The following is a 19,012-nucleotide window of genomic DNA, read 5'->3' as shown; positions in this document are numbered from 1 at the left end:
CTCCTCACTCACAGATGGCGGCGTCGGGTTGAGACGTGCCGGTCGTACTGCTCGCGTGCCCTGACCGCCGACGTGCGGGTCGCGGTCTCGGCCACGGGTACATCCCACCAGGCCTGCGCGGGAGGCGGGCCCGACACTGTGTCTGCCGTTTGGGTCTCCACGTAGACACATGTGGGAGTGTCGGCCGCCCGTGCCTCGGCGAGGGCGGCGCGCAGATCGCGGATGCTGCGTGTGCGCAGCACACGCATGCCGAGACTGGCCGCGTTGGCGGCGAGGTCCACGGGCAGCGGGGCGCCCGTGAACAGGCCGTCCTCGGGGTCGCGGTGCCGGTAGGCGGTGCCGAACCGCTCACCGCCGACCGTCTCGGAGAGGCCGCCGATGGAGGCGTACCCGTGGTTCTGCACGAGCAGCACCTTGATCGGGACGTTCTCCTGCACGGCCGTCACGATCTCGGTCGGCATCATCAGATACGTGCCGTCGCCGACCAGCGCCCACACCGGCCGCCCGGGAGCGGCCATCCGGACACCGATCGCGGCCGGGATCTCGTACCCCATGCAGGAGTAGCCGTACTCCAGGTGGTACTGGTCCCGCGACCGTGTCCGCCACAGTTTGTGGAGGTCACCGGGGAGGGAGCCGGCCGCGTTGATGAGGATGTCGGTCTCGTCGGCGATCTCGTCGAGGAGACCGAGGACCTGGGCCTGGGTGGGGCGGGTGTCCGGTTCGTCGGCCTCGTAGCAGGCGTCGACGCGGTGCTCCCAGCGCTGCTTGTCCTGCGCGTACTCGGCGACGTACGCGTCCGCGACCCGGTGCCCGTGCGGTTCCAGCGCCTCAGCGAGCGCTTCGAGCCCCGCCCGCGCGTCCGCGATCAGTGGCAGCCCGGAGAGCTTGTGGCCGTCGTGGGGCGCGATGTTGAGGTTGAGGAAACGGACGCCGTCGGCGGCGAAGAGGGTGCCGGAGGCGGTGGTGAAGTCCGTGTACCGGGTGCCGACACCGATCACCAGGTCGGCGGTGCGGGCGAGTTCGTTGGCGGTCGCGGTGCCGGTGTGGCCGATGCCGCCGACGTCCTGCGGGTGGTCGTGGCGCAGCGAGCCCTTGCCCGCCTGGGTGGAGGCGACCGGGATGCCCGTCGCGTCGGCGAGTTCGGCGAGCGCCTCCTCGGCGCGGGCGTGGTGGACGCCGCCGCCGGCGACGATCAGCGGGCGGCCGGCCCCGCGGACCGCACCGATCGCGGCGGCCAGTTCGGCGACGTCGGCCGCCGGGCGGCGTACGGTCCAGGTCCGCTCGGCGAAGAACTCCTCCGGCCAGTCGTACGCCTCCGCCTGCACGTCCTGCGGCAGGGCGAGGGTGACCGCGCCCGTCTCGACGGGGTCGGTGAGGACGCGCATCGCCTGCAGCGCGGCCGGGACCAGCGCCTCGGGGCGGGTGATCCGGTCGAAGTACTTCGACACCGGGCGGAGGGTGTCGTTGACGCTGATGTCACCCGCGTAGGGGACTTCGAGCTGCTGGAGGACCGGGTCGGCGGGCCTCGTCGCGAAGACGTCGCCGGGCAGGAGCAGGACCGGGAGGTGGTTGATCGTGGCCAGGGCGGCCCCGGTGACGAGGTTGGTGGCGCCGGGCCCGATCGACGTCGTCACGGCGTGCGTGGACAGCCGGCCCGACTGCCGGGCGTAGCCGACCGCCGCGTGCACCATGGCCTGTTCGTTGCGGCCCTGGTGGTACGGCATGGCGTCGGCGTACTCGATCAGCGCCTGCCCGAGGCCCGCGACGTTGCCGTGCCCGAAGATGCCCCAGGTGGCGCCGATCAGGCGCCGCCGTTCGCCGTCGCGTTCGGTGTACTGGGCGGCGAGGAAGCGCACCAGGGCCTGCGCGACGGTGAGCCGCGTCGTCGGGGTCCGCGAGCTCATCGGTATCCCTCCGTGTGGTCGGGGTGGAAGCAGATCCGCCACTGCCGCTCGGAGCCCGGCCCGGCCATCACATTGAGGTAGTACATGCTGTGGCCGGGCTGCGCGATGGACGGCCCGTGCCAGCCGTCGGGGACGAGTACGGCGTCACCGGAGCGGACCTCGGCCAGCACCTCGGATCCGCCCTCGCGGGAGGGGAACACGCGCTGGTAGCCGAAGCCGTTCGGGCCGTCGATCTCGAAGTAGTAGATCTCCTCCAGCTCGGTCTCCTCCCCCGGCCGGTCCTCGTCGTGCTTGTGCGGCGGGTACGAGGACCAGTTGCCACCGGGGGTGATGACCTCGACGGTGATCAGCTTGTCGCACGCGAAGGCGTCGGCGGAGGCGAAGTTGCGCACCTGGCGGGCGCAGGTGCCGCTGCCTCGTTCTTCCACGGGGACCTCCGGCGCGGGGCCGTAGCGAGCGGGGAGTCGTCGCTCGCACTTCGCTCCTGCCAAAGCGAAGCGGCCCCCCGCGCCGGAGGCGATCTGTACCCGGGCGTCGCGGGGCGCGTACACGAAGTCGGAGACTCCGGCGAACACGTTCTCCCTGCCCAGGATCTGGAACTCGGCGTCCTCTTCGCCGCCCGATCGGCCGGATTCGCCCGATACCCGCACCGTGCAACCGCCGTTGAGGGACAGCACGATCCACTCGCTGTCCCCGGTCGTGAACAGGTGCGTACCGTCGGGCCCCAGCTCCACGATCCGCAGGCTGCTGTGGGTCCAGCCGGCCCGCTCCGGGTCGATGTCGACGGCGTACCTGTCGTTCGAGGTGGCGCCCTTGGGTACGTACAGCTCGGTCTTCTGTGTCATGCGGCCCTCACAACAGTCCTACGGCGGTGTCCACGGCGGCGGTCACGTCGTCGTCCGCCGGGTAGAGCAACGAGCGGCCCACCACCAGACCCTGCACGGTGGGAAGTCGCAGCGCGTTCCGCCACTTGTCGTACGCGCCCTCCTGGTCCTGGCCGACATCGCCGCCGAGCAGTACGGCGGGCAGCGTCGAGGTCTCCATCACGCGGGCCATGTCATCGGGGTTCTCGGTGACGGGCACCTTCAGCCAGGTGTACGCCGAACTGCCGCCGAGGCCCGCCGCTATGGCGATCGACCTGGTGACGGCCTCGGCGCCCAGGTCGTTGCGGACCTTGCCGGTCGCGGGGTCCCGGCGGCTGATGAACGGCTCGACGAAGACCGGGAGCCGCCGCTCGGCCATGGCGTCCACGGCACGGGCGGTGGACTCCAGGGTGGTGAGGGACCCCGGGTCGTCGTAGTCGACGCGCAGGAGGAGCTTGCCGGCGTCGAAGCCGAGGCGCTCGATGTCCTGGGGGCGGTGGCCGGTGAAGCGGTCGTCCAGCTCGAAGCTGGCACCGGATAGGCCGCCCCGGTTCATCGAGCCCATGACGACCTTGCCGTCGAGCGCGCCGAGGAGGAGCAGGTCGTCGAGGATGTCGGCGGTGGCGAGGACGCCGTCCACGCCGGGGCGGGACAGCGCCAGGCACAGTCGTTCGAGGAGGTCGACGCGGTTCGCCATGGCGAGCCCGCGGTCACCGACGGAGAGGGCGCCGCGGGCCGGGTGGTCCGCGGCGACGATCATCAGCCGGCCGCTGTCGCCGATCAGGGGACGTCGGACACGGCGAGCGGCGGCCTCGGCGACGGCCTCGGGGTGGCGGGCCCGGGTACGGACGAGGGCGGAGACGTCGACGGGAGGGAGGGGTCCGCGGGCGGCGCCGGCGGGGCGGCCGGGCTCCCTGGCGGTGGCGGTGGTGGGGCCGCCGGGCCTGGTGGTCACGGCGGGGCCGCCGGGCTGGGAGGTGACGGCGGGGCGGCCGGGCCGGGTGGCGGTGGAGCGGCCGGACTCGGAGGCCGTGGGGCCGCCGGGCTCGTGGGCGGTCACCGGACCGCTCCGGCCGCTACGGCCGCCTCGATCTCTTCCACGGTGGGCATCGCGGAGGAGCACTCCAGGCGGGAGGCGACGATCGCGCCGGCGGCGTTGGCGTACCGCATGACCTTCTCCAGGTCCCAGCCTTCGAGCAGGCCGTGGCAGAGGGAGCCGCCGAAGGCGTCACCGGCGCCGAGGCCGTTGAGTACCTCGACGGGGAGGGGCGGGACCTCGGCGGACCCGCCCCTGCTGCTGACCGCGAGGACACCCTTCGGACCCTGCTTGACGACCGCGAGTTCGACCCCGGCGTCGAGGAGCGCGCGGGCGGCGGCCTGCGGCTCGCGCACGCCGGTCGCGACCTCGACCTCGTCCAGGTTGCCGACCGCGACGGTCGTGTGCCGCAGGGCCTCCTCGTAGAACGGGCGGGCCGTGGCCGGGTCGGCCCAGAACATGGGGCGCCAGTCGAGGTCGAAGACCGTCGTACCGGACCTGGCCCGGTGGGCGAGCGCCGCGAGCGTCGCCGTACGGCTGGGCTCCTCGCTCAGGCCGGTGCCGGTCACCCAGAAGATCCGGGCCTCGCCGATCGCGTCGAGGTCCAGCTCGTCGGCGCCGATCTCCAGGTCCGGGGCCTTGGGCCGACGGTAGAAGTACAGCGGGAAGTCGTCCGGCGGGAAGACCTCGCAGAACGTGACCGGCGTCGGCAGGCCCGGCACCGGGGTGACCCAGCGGTCGTCGACCCCGAAGTCGCGCAGCGCCTGGTGGAGATAGTCGCCGAAGGGATCCTCTCCCGTGCGGGTGACGACGGCGGCGGAGCGGCCGAGACGGGACGCGGCCACCGCGACGTTCGTCGCCGATCCGCCGAGGAACTTCCCGAAGGAGGTCACCTGCGGCAGCGGGACCCCCGTCTGCAACGGGTAGAGGTCCACACCGATCCGCCCCATGGTGATCAGGTCGTACGCCATCGACTTCCCTTCGCGCTCCGGTTCCGACACAGGTCTAGCTCCGCCGGAGCACCCCTGTCAATAGTTTGTCCAGACATTCTGACTATCCTAAGGGCACCCTCCACTCCGGGACGGAAGCCGGCCCGCATGACGTCGCTGCCCCGGTCCTCACTCTCCCGCACCCGGACCGGCTCGGCGCGCGCCCCCTGGGGCGGTAGCGGTGGTGCGCCCGGAAGCGCCGGGCACCGCGCGACCCTCAATTCGTCACTCGTGTCACAAAAGACACCCCTCTGTCACGTATGTCACGTGTACGCACGTCCTGGGTCACACGTGGGCGACGGGGGCTTGCCGGTGGCCACTGCTGGTCGTTCACCGGGCACAGGCTTGTGATCGCCAGCGCAGCGCCCGGCTCCCCGACGGTCGTCCCGGCCTCCGCCGTGGTGCGCGCAGGGAGGTGCCACTGATGACCGACCGAGGCCTCTGGTCGTACCAGGACATCGCGGCGCACATCCGTGTGCGGCCCGAAACCGTCCGCTCCTACCGCAAACACGGGCTGCTGCCGCCGCCCGACCATGTGGAGGGCGGCAAGCCCTACTGGTACGCCGACACCGTCCGCGCCTGGGTCGCCTCCAGACCGGGCAACCGGGGGCGCACGGTGGAGTGACGCGCCCCGGACCGTGTGGCCGGGTCTCCGCGTACTCGCGCTGTGCCCCGTCCCGTGGGAAGTGTCAACGGGGGGACGGGGCACAGCGCTTGTTGGTTCGCCGTCGTGCCCGTTATCGGTTTGCCGTCGTGCCCGCGCGGTGCCGAGGATGCAGGGGTGACCCTTTCCGCGAAACCCGTGCTCACCGGTGACAAGACCGTGCTGCGGCCGTTCACCGAGGACGACGTGCCCGTGATGGCACGGATTCTGGCCGACCCGGAGGTCGTACGGCTCACCGGCAGCCCGACGGAAGCGTTCGGACTGGACCGGCTGCGTTCCTGGTACGGCAGCCGCAACGACCAGACCGACCGCCTCGACCTCGCAGTCGTGAACCAAGCAACCGGTGAGCTGGTGGGCGAGACCGTGCTCAACGAGTGGGACGAGGCCAATCGCAGCTGCTGCTTCCGGATCCTGATCGGTCCCGGTGGGCGGGATCGCGGGCTGGGCACGGAGGCCGTGCGGCTGACGGTCGGTCACGCCTTCGAGCAGCTCGGCCTGCACCGTGTCTCGCTCTCCGTCTTCACCCACAACCCCCGCGCCCGGCGCGCCTACGAGAAGGCCGGGTTCGTGGCCGAGGGGGTCGAGAGGCAGACCCTGTGGCAGGACGGGCAGTGGATCGATGCCGTACGGATGTCGGTCCTCGCCCCGGAGTGGGCGGCCCATCGGGGGTGGCCCGACGGCGACCGGGTCAGCTCCACGGCTCGATGACCGTCACGCCGCTGCCCGGCGCCGTGCCCATCGCGGCCAGCGCCTCGGGGGCCGCGTCCAGGGAGATCGTCGACGTGACCAGGAGGTCCGGGCGGAGGACGCCCGCCCGGACCAGCTCCAGCATGGGCGGGTAGGCATGGGCCGCCATGCCGTGGCTGCCCAGGAGTTCGAGTTCGAGGGCGATCGCCCGGGCCATGGGGACGGGGGTGGTGCCCGTCTCGGACGGGAGCAGGCCCACCTGGATGTGGCGGCCCCGGCGGCGGAGGCTGTCGACGGAGGCCGCGCAGGTGACCGGGGAGCCGAGGGCGTCGAGGGAGAGGTGGGCGCCGCCGGCGGTGAGGTCGTGTACCGCCGCGGCCGTGTCCGTGACGGCTGACGCGTCCACGCAGTGCGCCGCGCCGAACTCCCGGGCCAGGTCCAGGGCCTGGGGCGATACGTCCACGGCGATCACCCTGGCGCCGGAGGCCGCCGCGATCATCACCGCGGAGAGGCCCACGCCGCCGCAGCCGTGGACGGCGGCCCACTCCCCCGACGCGACGCGGCCCTGCGTCACCACCGCGCGGAACGCCGTGGCGAAGCGGCAGCCCAGTGAGGCCGCCGTGCCGTACGACATCTCCTCCGGCAGTGCCACCAGGTTCACGTCGGCGTGGTCCAGGGCCACGTACTGGGCGAACGAACCCCAGTGGGTGAACCCCGGCTGGGTCTGGCGCTCGCACACCTGCTGGTCGCCGGCCGCGCAGGCGGGGCAGTTGCCGCAGGCGCACACGAAGGGGACGGTGACCCGGTCGCCGGGGTGCCAGGCGGTCACCGCCGCGCCGGTCGCCTCGACGACTCCGGCGAGTTCGTGACCGGGGACGTGGGGGAGGGTGATGTCGGGGTCGTGGCCCTGCCAGGCGTGCCAGTCGCTGCGGCAGAGGCCGGTCGCCTCGACGCGGACGACGACGCCGTGGGGTGTGGGAGTGGGGTCCGCGACGTTCTTCACTCCGGCCGGCTTTCCGAACTCCTCGAACGTCACCGCGCGCATGTCCCTCACCTTTCGACCGGGGGTCGACTTTGCCGGTCCCTGCCCCTTGCCGAGCCCCGGCCAGGATGCCACCCCCGTCGGGAGTGCCCCCCCGGCGGGGCATCAGGGGCCTGAGCGGCTGGAGACGGGCTCCCGCTCGGGGGTGGCCGCCGGAGGCTTCGTCGGCGCCGGTTCTCCCTCGCTCAGGCCGAATCGCTCGTGGAGCCTCCGCAGGGGGGCCGGGGCCCACCACGTGGCGTGCCCTGTCAGGCGCATCACCGCGGGGACCAGGAGGGTGCGGACGACCATGGCGTCCATGAGGACGGCCAGGGCTATGCCCAGGCCGAGCATCTTCGTGTTGGTCACCCGGGACGTGCCGATGGCGATCATGACGACGGCGAGGATGACGGCGGCGGCGGTGATGAGGCCGCCGGTGCGCTGGAGGCCGAAGCGGACGGAGGCGGTGTGGTCGCCGGTGTGGTCGTACTCCTCCTTGATGCGGGAGAGCAGGAAGACGCCGTAGTCCATGGAGAGGCCGAAGGCGACGCAGAACATCAGGACGGGGAGGGTGGTCTCGATGGAACCCGGACTGGTGAAGGCGAGGAGGCCGGAGAGGTGGCCTTCCTGGAAGACCCAGACCAGCGCGCCGAACATCGCGGTGAGGCTGAGCGCGTTGAGCAGGACCGCCTGGAGGGGGATCAGCACACTGCCGGTGAGGAGGAAGACCAGGATGAGGGTCACTATCGCTATGAAGGACAGTGCCCAGGGGATGCCGTCCCCTATCGCCGCCTTCGTGTCGACCAGGACCGCCGCCGTGCCCGTCACCGAGGTCTCGAATGGGGCGGGCGCCGCCCGGATGTCCTCCACCAGGCGCTGCGCGCCCTCGTCGACCGCCTCGCCCTTCGGCTGCACGGTGAAGTAGGCCCAGTCGCCCTGTACCAACGGGCCCTCCACGCGGAGCACCTCGGGCAGGTCCTCGATCCGCTCCTTGAAGGTGGCGTACTCGGTCTCGGTCGCCTTCCCTTCGGCCAGTACGTCAAGGCCGACGCCGGGGGTGCCCGGGAAGCCCTCCCGGATGTGCTGCTGGACGACGTGGGACTCCGCGGTCGGGGGAGCTGGCGGTCGTCCGCCGTGCCGAACTTCGCGCCCAGGAAGGGCAGACCGAGGAGGACGAGGCCGGCTGTCGTGGCGATGGCGAAGTAGGGGGCGCGGCGCATGACGAGGTCTGCCGTGCGCCCCCAGGCCGCGCCTGCCTCCTTGGCCGGGGAGTCCCCCTCGGTCCCGGCGGCCCCGCGGCGCCGGAACAGCTTGCGCAGGTCCAGGGCGTTGACCCGCTCGCCCAGCAGCACCAGGGCGGCCGGGAGCAGGATGAGGGCGGCTGCGGCGGCCAGGAGGACGACGGCCATGCCCGCGTAGGCGAAGGACTTCAGGAAGTACTGCGGGAAGACCATCATGGCGGCCAGGGAGACGGCGACGGTGAGGGCGGAGAAGAGGACCGTGCGGCCGGCCGTGCGCAGAGTGGTGGCGATGGCCGTCCGGGGTTCGGCACCGGTGGCCAGTTCCTCGCGGAAGCGGCGCACGATGAACAGGGCGTAGTCGATCGCGAGGCCCAGGCCCATGGCCGTGGTGAGGTTGAGCGCGAAGACCGAGACGTCGGTGACCTCGGTGAGGCCTCGCAGGATCGCGTTGGTGCCGAGGATGGCGACGATGCCCACGCCGAGGGGCAGGAGGGCGGCGACCGCGCTGCCGAAGACCATGACCAGCAGGACGAGGGTCACCGGCAGGGCGATCAGCTCGGCCCGCAGCAGGTCCTCCTGGATGATCGTCTGCATCTCGTGGCGCACGGCGTGGATGCCGCCGACCTTGACCTCGACCGGGCCGTGCGTGCCGCGGAACTCGGGCGCGATGCGGTCCAGGGTCTTGTTCACCGCTGTCTCGTCGCCGGTGAGGCGGGCCGCTATCAGTGCCTCACCGCCGTCCTCGGCGCGCAGGGTCGGGGCACCGGTCTGCCAGTAGGAACCGACGCCCGCGACGCCCTTCTCGGCGGCGAGCCGCTCGGTCAGCCTCTTCGCCTCGGCCGCGACGGCGGGGTCGTCGACCGAGGCGCCGCCCGCGTCGACCAGCAGCAGGAAGTTCGGCTGGGAGTCGGGGAACTCGCGTTGCAGGGCCTTCGTCGCGTAGGTGGACTCGGCACCCGGGTCCTCCCAGCCGCCGCTGCCGAGGCGGTCCGCCACATCGCTGCCCGCCACGACCGCGAGGGCGGTGAGCACCAGGGTGACCAGCAGGGAGAGCCGGGGGCGGGCGGTCACGAAACGGGTCCAGCCTCCGGCTCGGGGTGGCCGGTTGACTTCGGTCATGGTGCGGTGTCCCCTTCACTCTGATCCGTGCTGTGCGCAGCCAGGCAGCACGGGAGAGCCGAGCCATACACTGGCAAACACGAGAGATCGCTCGCGTTTCACCAGAATGCGAGCGACCACTCGCGTTTGTCAATCACGTACGGAAAGCCGGGGATAACCGCGTGCCCACCCACCAGGAGAAGGACCAGCCCCTGGCGAAGGAGCAGCCGCGTCGCCGCCAGGCCCGCGGCGAGCGCCGCATCGCCCAACTCCTCGAAGCCGCGGCGTCCGTGTTCTGCGAGACCGGGTACACCGCCGCCAGCACCAACGCAATCGCCCGCGAGGCAGGGGTCTCCCCGGGCACGCTCTACCAGTTCTTCCCGAACAAGGAAGCGATCGCGATCGAGCTGGGCGAGCGGCTGATGCGCGAGATGCGCGAGACGTACGGGGAGGCGCTCGCCCCGGTCGATCCGGCGACCCCGCTGGAGGAGGCCGTCGCCGCCGCCGTCGACCGCTTCATCGACTTCAACTGCCGGCACCCGGTGTTCTTCACGCTGATGCACGGCCCGGACGTTCCCGGCCGCATCGCCGAGGAGCACGACGCCCTGCTCACGACCCTGGTCGCGCGGGTGGAGGCCCTGCTCGCCCCCTCCCTGCCCGACGCTCCGGCCGCCGACGTCGCACGCACCGCACACGTCTGCCTGGCCGTGTACAAGGCCGGCCTGGAGCTGGTGCTCGGCCGCGAGGGCGCCGAGCGCGAGGCGTACGTCCAGGAACTGAAGCACGTCCTGCTCCGCTACCTGGAGCCACTGGTGGGCGACCGGCCACCCGCCGGCCCGTCGAGCCTCACAGGCACCCCGACCCCCTGACCGCCCCCGGCCTCCCTGGGGAGCCACCACGTGATCCCCGGCACCCGCCGCCCCGTCAACCTCTCTTGGATCTATACCCCTATGAGGTATAGCTCGTCCGAGTGGGCCACACGGCCGTCATGGTCACACGCGACGGCCTGGCACCGGGTTTCGTCACGGTCGCCGACGCGACCAGGGAGACCAGCGCCGAAGCCGTACGGCGGCTGCGGGCGCCGGGGCTCACGCCGGTGCCGCTGACGGGCGACAACGAGCGGGGGCGCGGTCCGTCGCCGCGGCGGGGCGGTCGGCATCTCCTGCGAGCACGCGATCGCCGAGGTGCCGCCGCGGGACAGGGTCGACATCGTCCGCCGGCTCCCGGGCGAGGGCCGTACGGTCGCGACGGTCGGGGACGGGGTCAACGACGGCGTCCGCCCCCGTGCCCATGGCGAGCCCCATGTCGGCCGTGTCCGGCTCCGCCGCGCGGCGGTCGAGGCCGGCGACCTGACGCTCGCCTGCGGGGACCTGCGGGTGGCCACCGACGTCGTCCGGCTGTCGCGACGGACCCTGGCCACGATCAGGGGAAATCCGGCCCGGGCCGTCGGGTACAACATGGCGGCGCCGCCGCCGGCCCGCTCAACCCGATGACCGCGGGACCGCAATGGCCTTTTCGTCCGTTTTCGTGGTAACGAACAGCTTGCGACTCGGGACTTTCTCCTGACCGTGGGGCAAAGTCCCCCTAGAGTCCGGAAGCAGCCTCACATAAGCTCTTCACAAGGCTCGCGCATCATCCTTACGCTGGGACCTCGATCACCGTTTCGGGCCTCTTGCGCAACTTCAGGACATATGGCAAGAGACGCAGATCACAGTGATGTGAGCGTAACCATCGAAGGGGTTGGTGAGTCTAAGTTGGCGATGTCAGAAGCGTCTTGGGGGGCGTGACTGGCATCTGGGGATGTCTTGGGGGACGTTCCCGGAACTGCGTTGCCGGGGCACGTGCACCGGGGAGCTTTGAGCGGCCCTCCCGTACGTACGCGTCCCGGCAGACCGCACACACCAAGGACGAGTTCCACTCGTTCAGCTCAGCGATTCAGGCGCTGGCCACCAGACGCCCGGCCGGATCCCGTGGGGGAATCCGCACCGGGACATGGGAAGGCGCCCTGCTCGCCGGCCCGTGGGGGGACCAGCGACGCAGGGCGCCTTCTCTCAGTTTTTCGGGGCTCGGTCCGCCTACGGGGCGCAGAAGCCGGTGTCGGGACGGCGAACGTGCTCGACCCTTCGGGGCCTCCGCGCGTTCGCCGTCCCGACACCGGCGCGCCTCTCCGGCTCACTCGTCGTAGGGCGACGCCCTCTTCTGCGGTGCAGCAAGCAGTGGGCCCGTACGGACGGCTCTCCGTACGGGCCCCTTGGCTGCAGGTCAGCGGGACTCGACCGGGACGAAGTCGCGCTCGACCACACCGGTGTAGATCTGGCGCGGCCGGCCGATCCGGGAACCCGGCTCCTTGATCATCTCGTGCCACTGGGCGATCCAGCCCGGCAGGCGGCCGAGGGCGAAGAGGACCGTGAACATCTCGGTCGGGAAGCCCATGGCGCGGTAGATCAGACCCGTGTAGAAGTCCACGTTCGGGTAGAGGCTGCGCGAGACGAAGTAGTCGTCGGAGAGCGCGTGCTCCTCCAGCTTCAGCGCGATGTCCAGCAGCTCGTCGGACTTGCCGAGGGCCGACAGGACGTCGTGCGCGGCGGCCTTGATGATCTTGGCGCGCGGGTCGAAGTTCTTGTAGACCCGGTGGCCGAAGCCCATCAGACGGACGCCCTCCTCCTTGTTCTTCACCTTGCGGATGAAGGAGTCGACGTCGCCGCCGGCGTCGCGGATGCCCTCCAGCATCTCCAGCACGGACTGGTTGGCGCCGCCGTGCAGCGGGCCCCAGAGCGCGGAGATACCGGCGGAGATCGAGGCGAACATGTTCGCCTGCGAGGAGCCGACCAGGCGGACCGTGGAGGTCGAACAGTTCTGCTCGTGGTCCGCGTGCAGGATCAGCAGCTTGTCGAGCGCGGAGACGACGACCGGGTCGAGGTCGTACTCCTGGGCCGGGACCGAGAAGGTCATGCGCAGGAAGTTCTCGACGTAGCCGAGGTCGTTGCGCGGGTAGACGAACGGGTGACCGATCGACTTCTTGTACGCGTACGCCGCGATGGTCGGCAGCTTGGCGAGCAGGCGGATCGTGGAGAGGTTGCGCTGCCGCTCGTCGAACGGGTTGTGGCTGTCCTGGTAGAACGTCGACAGGGCGCTGACCACGGAGGACAGCATCGCCATCGGGTGGGCGTCACGGGGGAAGCCCCGGTAGAAGTTCTTGACGTCCTCGTGCAGCAGGGTGTGCTGTGTGATCTCGTTCCTGAAGGTGGAGAGCTCGTCGACGGTCGGAAGCTCGCCGTTGATGAGCAGGTACGCCACCTCAAGGAAGGTGGAGCGCTCGGCCAGCTGCTCGATCGGGTAGCCGCGGTAGCGCAGGATGCCCTGCTCCCCGTCGAGATAGGTGACGGCGGATTTATAGGCGGCGGTGTTGCCGTAACCGCTGTCCAGGGTGACCAGACCGGTCTGGGACCGGAGCTTGCCGATGTCGAAGCCCTTGTCGCCGACGGTGCTGTCGATCACCGGGTAGGTGTACTCGCCGTCGCCGTACCGCAGTACTACAGAGTTGTCGCTCACGTCTTCCCTCACCGACGTAGTGCCTCATCTTCGAGGTGCCCTGACTGTCTCTACCATCCCCCAATCGGCTCAGGAGAGTGCACTCGGGGTCGACCATCGGGCCTATCGGCGGCACTGAGTGCCGCCAACCCGCTCATCCTGCCCCTTCCGTCCGGCATCTGGAAGGGCTGTGTGACCTTTACGACTCGTTTGATCGATCAGATTTCACTCACGGGGCGACGCGTCTTCACGAGAGGTCCTCACCGCCGCCCGCGGCGCGAGCCGGAAGTCGAGAGCCGTGCACCGCCGGCCCGCCGAGACCGTCCGCACCGCCTGCCCTATCGCCTTGCGGGAGCCGACGAGGACGACCAGCTTCTTCGCCCTGGTCACCGCCGTGTAGAGGAGGTTGCGCTGGAGCATCATCCACGCGCCCGTCGTGACCGGGACCACCACGGCCGGGTACTCGCTGCCCTGGGACCGGTGGATCGTCACCGCGTAGGCGTGCGCCAGCTCGTCCAGTTCGTCGAACTCGTACGCCACCTCCTCGTCCTCGTCCGTCAGGACCGTCAACCGCTGGTCGACCGGGTCGAGCGCGGTGACCACGCCGACGGTGCCGTTGAAGACGCCGTTCTCGCCCTTCTCGTAATTGTTGCGGATCTGGGTGACCTTGTCGCCGACGCGGAAGACCCGGCCGCCGAAGCGCCTCTCGGGCAGGTCGGGGCGGGCGGGGGTGATGGCCTGCTGGAGCAGCCCGTTGAGGTTGCCCGCGCCGGCCGGGCCCCGGTGCATGGGCGCCAGTACCTGTACGTCCCGGCGCGGGTCGAGCCCGAACCTGGCCGGAATGCGACGGGCCGCCACATCCACGGTGAGCCGTCCGGCCTCCTCCGTGTCGTCCTCGACGAAGAGGAAGAAGTCCTTCATGCCGTCGGTGACCGGGTGGTGCCCGGAGTTGATCCGGTGCGCGTTGGTCACCACGCCGGACTGCTGGGCCTGGCGGAAGACCTTGGTGAGGCGGACCGCCGGGATCGGGCTGCCGTCGGCCAGCAGGTCCCTCAGGACCTCGCCCGCGCCGACGCTGGGGAGCTGGTCGACGTCTCCGACGAAGAGGATGTGCGCCCCCGGCGGCACCGCCTTCACCAGCTTGTTGGCCAGCAGGAGGTCCAGCATGGAGGCCTCGTCGACGACCACCAGGTCGGCGTCCAGGGGGCGGTCCTTGTCGTAGGCCGCGTCGCCGCCGGGCCTCAGCTCCAGCAGGCGGTGGACGGTGGAGGCGTCGGCGCCGGTCAGCTCGGAGAGTCGCTTGGCGGCGCGGCCGGTGGGGGCGGCCAGCACGACCTTCGCCTTCTTGGCTCGGGCCAGTTCGACGATCGAGCGGACCGTGAAGGACTTGCCGCAGCCCGGACCGCCGGTCAGGACGGCCACCTTCTCGGTGAGCGCCAGCCGGACCGCCTCCTCCTGCTCCGGGGCCAGCTCCGCGCCCGTACGCCCCCTCAGCCAGGCCAGCGCCTTGTCCCAGGCCACGTCGTGGAAGCCGGGCATGCGGTCCTCGCCCGTGCGCAGGAGGCGCAACAGCTGGGCGGAGAGGGAGAGTTCGGCGCGGTGGAAGGGGACCAGGTAGATCGCGGTGACCGGCTCGCCGTGCTCACCGGGCACCTTCTCCCGTACGACGCCGGACTCGCCGTCCTCGTCCGGCTCGGACAGTTCCGCCAGGCACTCGATGACCAGGCCCGTGTCGACCTGGAGGAGTTTGACCGCGTCGGCGATCAGCCGCTCCTCCGGGAGGTAGCAGTTGCCCTGGTCGGTGGCCTGCGAAAGGGCGTACTGCAGGCCCGCCTTGACGCGTTCCGGGCTGTCGTGGGGGATGCCGACGGACTGGGCGATCTTGTCGGCGGTGAGGAAGCCGATGCCCCAGACGTCGGACGCGAGGCGGTACGGCTGGTTCTTGACCACCGAGATCGAGGCGTCGCCGTACTTCTTGTAGATGCGGACCGCGATCGACGTGGACACCTCGACGGTCTGGAGGAAGAGCATGACCTCCTTGATCGCCTTCTGTTCCTCCCAGGCGTCGGCGATCTTCTTGGTGCGCTTGGGGCCGAGGCCGGGGACCTCGATGAGCCGCTTGGGCTCCTCCTCGATGATCTGCAGGGTGTCCAGGCCGAAGTGCTGGGTGATGCGGTCGGCGAAGATGGGGCCGATGCCCTTGACCAGGCCCGATCCCAGGTAGCGGCGGATGCCCTGGACGGTGGCCGGGAGGACCGTCGTGTAGTTCTCGACGGTGAACTGCTTGCCGTACTGCGGGTGCGATCCCCAGCGGCCCTCCATGCGCAGGGACTCGCCGACCTGGGCGCCGAGCAGAGCGCCGACGACGGTGAGGAGGTCGCCGCCACCCCGGCCGGTGTCCACGCGCGCGACCGTGTAGCCGTTGTCCTCGTTGGCGTACGTGATGCGTTCCAGGACGCCTTCCAGGACGGCCAGGTTGCGCTCGCCGGTCCCCGTCTGATTGGGCATGATCCGACGCTACCGGGTGCCGCTGACAGGGCGGGGGACGGTGGAGGAGCGGCGCCCCGTCACAATCCGGTCTCGGGGGCTTGATCTACCTCCTTGTAATCGATTCCAATCCTCCGCACACGGCGGTGTAATCGATTCCACGAGTTCCACGAGAGCTCCACGAGTCCACGAGGAGGTGGGGCGGCGATGGCCGGCATCAAGGACGTCGCGGCCGAGGCGGGCGTTTCGGTCGCCACGGTGTCGCGGGTCCTCAATGACCATCCGTCGGTCAGTGCGGACGCACGCGCGCGTGTGCTGGCCGCCGTCGAGACGCTGGGGTACCGGCCCAACGCCGTCGCCCGGTCGCTGCGTACGGACCAGACCCACACCCTCGGGCTGGTGATCAGCGACGTGATGAACCCCTACTTCACGGAGCTGGCCCGGTCGGTGGAGGAGGAGGCGCGGGCGCTCGGGTACAGCGTGATCATCGGGAACGCCGACGAGCGGCCGGACCTGCAGGACCACCACGTACGGAACCTGCTGGACCGGCGGATCGACGGGCTCCTCGTCTCCCCCACCGACGGCGGCTCCCCGCTGATGCTGGACGCCGCGCGGGCCGGCACGCCGATGGTGTTCGTGGACCGGTGGATCCCGGGGGTCGACGTGCCGGTGGTGCGGGCGGACGGGCGGGGGGCCGTGCGGGATCTCGTCGCTCATCTGTACGAGCTCGGGCGGCGGCGGCTGGCGATCATCGCGGGGCCGGCGGCCACCACGACCGGGCAGGAGCGTGTCGAGGCCTTCAGGGAGGCCCTGGGCGAGCACGGGCTGCCGCTGCCGGACGCGTACACAGGGCAGGGCGACTTCCAGGCCGAGAGCGGGCGGCGGGTCACCGAGGGGTTCCTCGACCTGCCCGAGCCGCCCGAGGTCGTGTTCGCGGCCGACAACCTGATGGCGCTCGGCGCGCTGGACGCCATCCGCGCGCGCGGGATGCGGGTTCCCGAGGACATCGGGCTCGCCGCCTTCGACGACATCCCCTGGTTCGTGCACACCGATCCACCGGTCACCGCGGTCGCCCAGCCGACGGGCGAGCTGGGGCGGGCCGCCGTACGCGCGCTCGTCGACCGCGTCGAGGGGCGCACCCCCAGGTCCGTCACCCTCCCCGCCCGTCTCGTCGTACGCCACTCGTGCGGCGAGTCCCCCGCAACGAACAGGAGTACGTCGTGAGCGACCCGGACGAGTTGCCGCGCGTCGAAGGCATACGGCAGACGTTCCCCATGCGATGGCCGGGAGGGGCGAACCTTCCGGCCGCCTCGGTCCTTCCGGGCGCTTCGGTCCTTCCGTGTGCTTCGGTCCTTCCGTGTGCTTCGGTCCTTCCGTGTGCTTCGGTCCTTCCGCCCGTCGGCGCGACCGGGCGCCGTGCGGCTCCAGTCCACCCGCGCAGACAGGGAGATGCTTCATGTACGACTACGACCTGCTGGTGGTGGGGTCGGCCAACGCCGATCTGGTCATCGGCGTCGAGCGCCGGCCGGGGGCCGGCGAGACCGTGCTCGGCTCCGACCTGGCCGTGCATCCGGGCGGCAAGGGTGCCAACCAGGCGGTGGCGGCGGCCCGGCTCGGGGCCCGTACGGCGCTGCTGGCGCGGGTCGGCGACGACGGGAACGGGCGGCTGCTGCTCGACTCGCAGCGCGTGGCGGGCGTCGACACGGCGGGCGTGCTGGTCGGCGGGGCGCCCACCGGGGTCGCGTTGATCACGGTGGACCCGTCGGGCGACAACAGCATCGTGGTGTCGCCCGGCGCCAACGGGAAGCTCACGCCGCGGGACGTGCGGTCGGCGGACGCGCTGCTGCGGGCCTCGCGGGTGGTCTCGGCGCAGTTGGAGATCCCGTTGGAGACGGTGGTGGAGGTCGTGCGGCGGCTCCCGGAGGGCGTCCGCTTCGTGCTGAACCCGTCGCCGCCGCGGGAGCTGCCGGTGGAGGTGCTGGCCGCCTGTGATCCGCTGATCGTGAACGAGCACGAGGCGAAGGTCATCGTCGGGGGTGAGCTGGCGGGGTCGCCGGAGGACTGGGCGCGGGCGCTGCTGGCGCTCGGGCCGTGTTCCGTGGTCGTCACGCTGGGCGCGGAGGGGGCGCTGGTCGCGACCGCCGAGGGCGGTGTGCGGGTGCCGGCGGTGAAGGTGGACGCCGTGGACACCACGGGGGCCGGGGACGCGTTCACCGCGGCGCTGGCGTGGAAGCTGGGCGCGGGCGCGGGGTTGGCCGAGGCGGCCGGGTACGCGGCCCGGGTGGGGGCCGTCGCCGTCACGAAGGCCGGGGCGCAGGTGTCCTTCCCGACCGCCGACGAGGTCGCCGCACCGTGCCGTTCCGTCCCGGGGACGAGGCGGCCGAGCCCTCGCGAGGGGGGCCCGAGTGAAGCGTGCCGGGATACTCGACCGTCACCTCGCGGGCGCGGTCGCCGAGTTGGGGCACGGGCACGGGGTGCTGGTGTGCGACGCGGGCATGCCCGTGCCGCGGGGGCCGCGCGTGGTCGACCTCGCCTTCCGGGCCGGGGTGCCGTCCTTCGCGGAGGTGCTGGACGGGCTGCTCGACGAGATCGTGGTCGAGGGCGCGACCGCCGCGTACGAGGTGCGCGAGGCGAATCCGGAGGCGTCTGCTCTGCTGGAGGACCGCTTCCCCGAGCTGGAACTGGTCTCCCACGAGAGGCTGAAGGAGCTGTCGGCGGGCGCGCGGCTGGTCGTACGGACCGGGGAGGCGCGGCCGTACTCGAATGTGCTGTTGCGGTGCGGGGTGTTCTGCTGAGCGGGTGGCCACCTTTGAGCGGGTGGACACGTTTCGAGGGGCCCGGTCCTCGACCGGGCCCCTCGGCTTTCCCCTCCGTGTCAGAACTCCCGCGATCCCCCCGGATCCCCCTCCGAGAAGTCCTGATGCCACGTACGACACGCGACGCACGGAGAGGGTTGCACGGTGTCACGAGAGTTCTTTCGGCATCCGGTCGGGGCCGACCGCGCCACAGGCCCGTTCGAACTATGTCCCGATGATGTCACTTCACAGGCAAGCTCGTTGCGGGTGCAACGCGGTGTGGGAGAGCATGTTCGAGACGTAGGTGACCCAGACAGACGGGGGTGGACACGACGTGAAGTTCGACATGGGGTCGACGACCCTGGCGGACCTCGGCAAGAGCACACTGGGATCGAGCGACGACCTGGGAACGCTGATCCAGTTGCTGATCAGCGCGGCGGAACCGCTGGAGGGCAAGTTCAACGGCGCCGGCAAGGTGGCGTTCGACTCGTTCAAGAACCGCGCGGACGAGATCACCGCCGACCTGAACGGCTCGCTCGCCGCGATCCTGGGCGGTCAGTCGGGCATGGACAACGCGTTCGGCACCGGTGACGTGGAGTCCCAGGACAACGCCAACCAGAACATGGGCCTGGCCAACTTCGACGGGGCCCGCTTCGGCGCCCGATAAGCCACCGAGAGCTTCGAGAGCATCAGGAG

General features: G+C 71.1%; 13 protein-coding genes and 3 pseudogenes. 8 read left to right on the top strand and 8 right to left on the bottom strand.

All coding sequences use genetic code 11. The features are described 5' to 3' along the window. Positions 1-8: 8 nt before the first annotated feature. The 4 genes from iolD to iolC form a co-directional block, all read right to left on the bottom strand. Complete coding sequence (gene iolD, locus WBG99_RS23540) at positions 9-1,904, bottom strand: 3D-(3,5/4)-trihydroxycyclohexane-1,2-dione acylhydrolase (decyclizing) (protein WP_338898208.1); 1,896 nt, start codon at positions 1,902-1,904, stop codon at positions 9-11. Further along, positions 1,901-2,749, bottom strand: a complete 849-nt coding sequence (iolB, locus tag WBG99_RS23535; RefSeq protein WP_338898207.1) for a 5-deoxy-glucuronate isomerase — start codon at positions 2,747-2,749, stop codon at positions 1,901-1,903. Before iolB ends, iolD begins: the two co-directional genes overlap by 4 nt. 7 nt (positions 2,750-2,756) lie before the next feature. Beyond that, positions 2,757-3,722: a deoxyribose-phosphate aldolase gene (locus tag WBG99_RS23530; RefSeq protein WP_338900459.1), complete on the bottom strand. Its 966-nt coding sequence runs from the start codon at positions 3,720-3,722 to the stop codon at positions 2,757-2,759. A 101-nt stretch (positions 3,723-3,823) separates the two neighbouring features. After that, the gene (gene iolC / locus WBG99_RS23525; protein ID WP_338898206.1) at positions 3,824-4,774 is read right to left on the bottom strand and encodes a 5-dehydro-2-deoxygluconokinase; all 951 of its coding nucleotides are present in this window, start codon (positions 4,772-4,774) and stop codon (positions 3,824-3,826) included. A 442-nt stretch (positions 4,775-5,216) separates the two neighbouring features. Between iolC and WBG99_RS23520 the strand changes: the two genes are divergently transcribed. Both WBG99_RS23520 and WBG99_RS23515 read left to right on the top strand, forming a co-directional pair. After that, the gene (locus tag WBG99_RS23520) at positions 5,217-5,417 is read left to right on the top strand and encodes a MerR family transcriptional regulator (protein ID WP_338898205.1); all 201 of its coding nucleotides are present in this window, start codon (positions 5,217-5,219) and stop codon (positions 5,415-5,417) included. A gap of 156 nt (positions 5,418-5,573) precedes the next feature. Further along, positions 5,574-6,164, top strand: a complete 591-nt coding sequence (locus WBG99_RS23515) for a GNAT family protein (protein WP_338898204.1) — start codon at positions 5,574-5,576, stop codon at positions 6,162-6,164. On the opposite strand, the gene WBG99_RS23510 is transcribed toward WBG99_RS23515, so the two are convergent. Together WBG99_RS23510 and WBG99_RS23505 are read right to left on the bottom strand one after the other, a co-directional pair. Continuing rightward, positions 6,145-7,188, bottom strand: coding sequence for a zinc-dependent alcohol dehydrogenase family protein (locus WBG99_RS23510; protein WP_338898203.1), 1,044 nt, complete (start codon positions 7,186-7,188; stop codon positions 6,145-6,147). The two genes, WBG99_RS23515 and WBG99_RS23510, sit on opposite strands and share 20 nt — an antisense overlap. A gap of 102 nt (positions 7,189-7,290) precedes the next feature. Continuing rightward, a pseudogene (locus tag WBG99_RS23505) lies at positions 7,291-9,524 on the bottom strand (MMPL family transporter). Between the two features lie 161 nt (positions 9,525-9,685). On the opposite strand from WBG99_RS23505, the gene WBG99_RS23500 reads away from it, so the two are divergent. Then, positions 9,686-10,372: a TetR/AcrR family transcriptional regulator gene (locus WBG99_RS23500; RefSeq protein ID WP_338898202.1), complete on the top strand. Its 687-nt coding sequence runs from the start codon at positions 9,686-9,688 to the stop codon at positions 10,370-10,372. Between the two features lie 104 nt (positions 10,373-10,476). Then, positions 10,477-11,069, top strand: a pseudogene (locus tag WBG99_RS23495) (HAD family hydrolase); the annotation flags it as partial. Positions 11,070-11,765: 696 nt separating this feature from the next. Here the strand turns inward: WBG99_RS23495 and WBG99_RS23490 are convergent. Beyond that, positions 11,766-13,055, bottom strand: a complete 1,290-nt coding sequence (locus WBG99_RS23490; protein ID WP_338898201.1) for a citrate synthase — start codon at positions 13,053-13,055, stop codon at positions 11,766-11,768. 204 nt (positions 13,056-13,259) lie between these two features. After that, positions 13,260-15,542 (bottom strand): ATP-dependent RecD-like DNA helicase, encoded by a 2,283-nt coding sequence (locus WBG99_RS23485; RefSeq protein ID WP_338898200.1) that lies wholly within the window; start codon positions 15,540-15,542, stop codon positions 13,260-13,262. Between the two features lie 186 nt (positions 15,543-15,728). On the opposite strand from WBG99_RS23485, the gene WBG99_RS23480 reads away from it, so the two are divergent. The 4 genes and pseudogenes from WBG99_RS23480 (at position 15,729) to WBG99_RS23465 (ending at position 18,983) form a co-directional block, all read left to right on the top strand. Next, the gene (locus tag WBG99_RS23480; RefSeq protein ID WP_338898199.1) at positions 15,729-16,745 is read left to right on the top strand and encodes a LacI family DNA-binding transcriptional regulator; all 1,017 of its coding nucleotides are present in this window, start codon (positions 15,729-15,731) and stop codon (positions 16,743-16,745) included. Between the two features lie 232 nt (positions 16,746-16,977). Further along, positions 16,978-17,871: pseudogene (locus WBG99_RS23475) on the top strand (ribokinase); the annotation flags it as partial. Positions 17,872-17,926: 55 nt separating this feature from the next. After that, a complete protein-coding gene (rbsD, locus tag WBG99_RS23470) occupies positions 17,927-18,316 on the top strand; it encodes a D-ribose pyranase (protein WP_338898198.1) in 390 nt (129 codons plus the stop codon). A 334-nt stretch (positions 18,317-18,650) separates the two neighbouring features. Further along, positions 18,651-18,983 (top strand): hypothetical protein, encoded by a 333-nt coding sequence (locus WBG99_RS23465; RefSeq protein ID WP_338900458.1) that lies wholly within the window; start codon positions 18,651-18,653, stop codon positions 18,981-18,983. Positions 18,984-19,012: the final 29 nt, after the last annotated feature.

The sequence above is a fragment of the Streptomyces sp. TG1A-60 genome, assembly GCF_037201975.1.
Taxonomy (GTDB): domain Bacteria; phylum Actinomycetota; class Actinomycetes; order Streptomycetales; family Streptomycetaceae; genus Streptomyces.
Note: the sequence above shows the minus strand (reverse complement) of the source record. Positions and strands in the feature narration are given on the sequence as shown.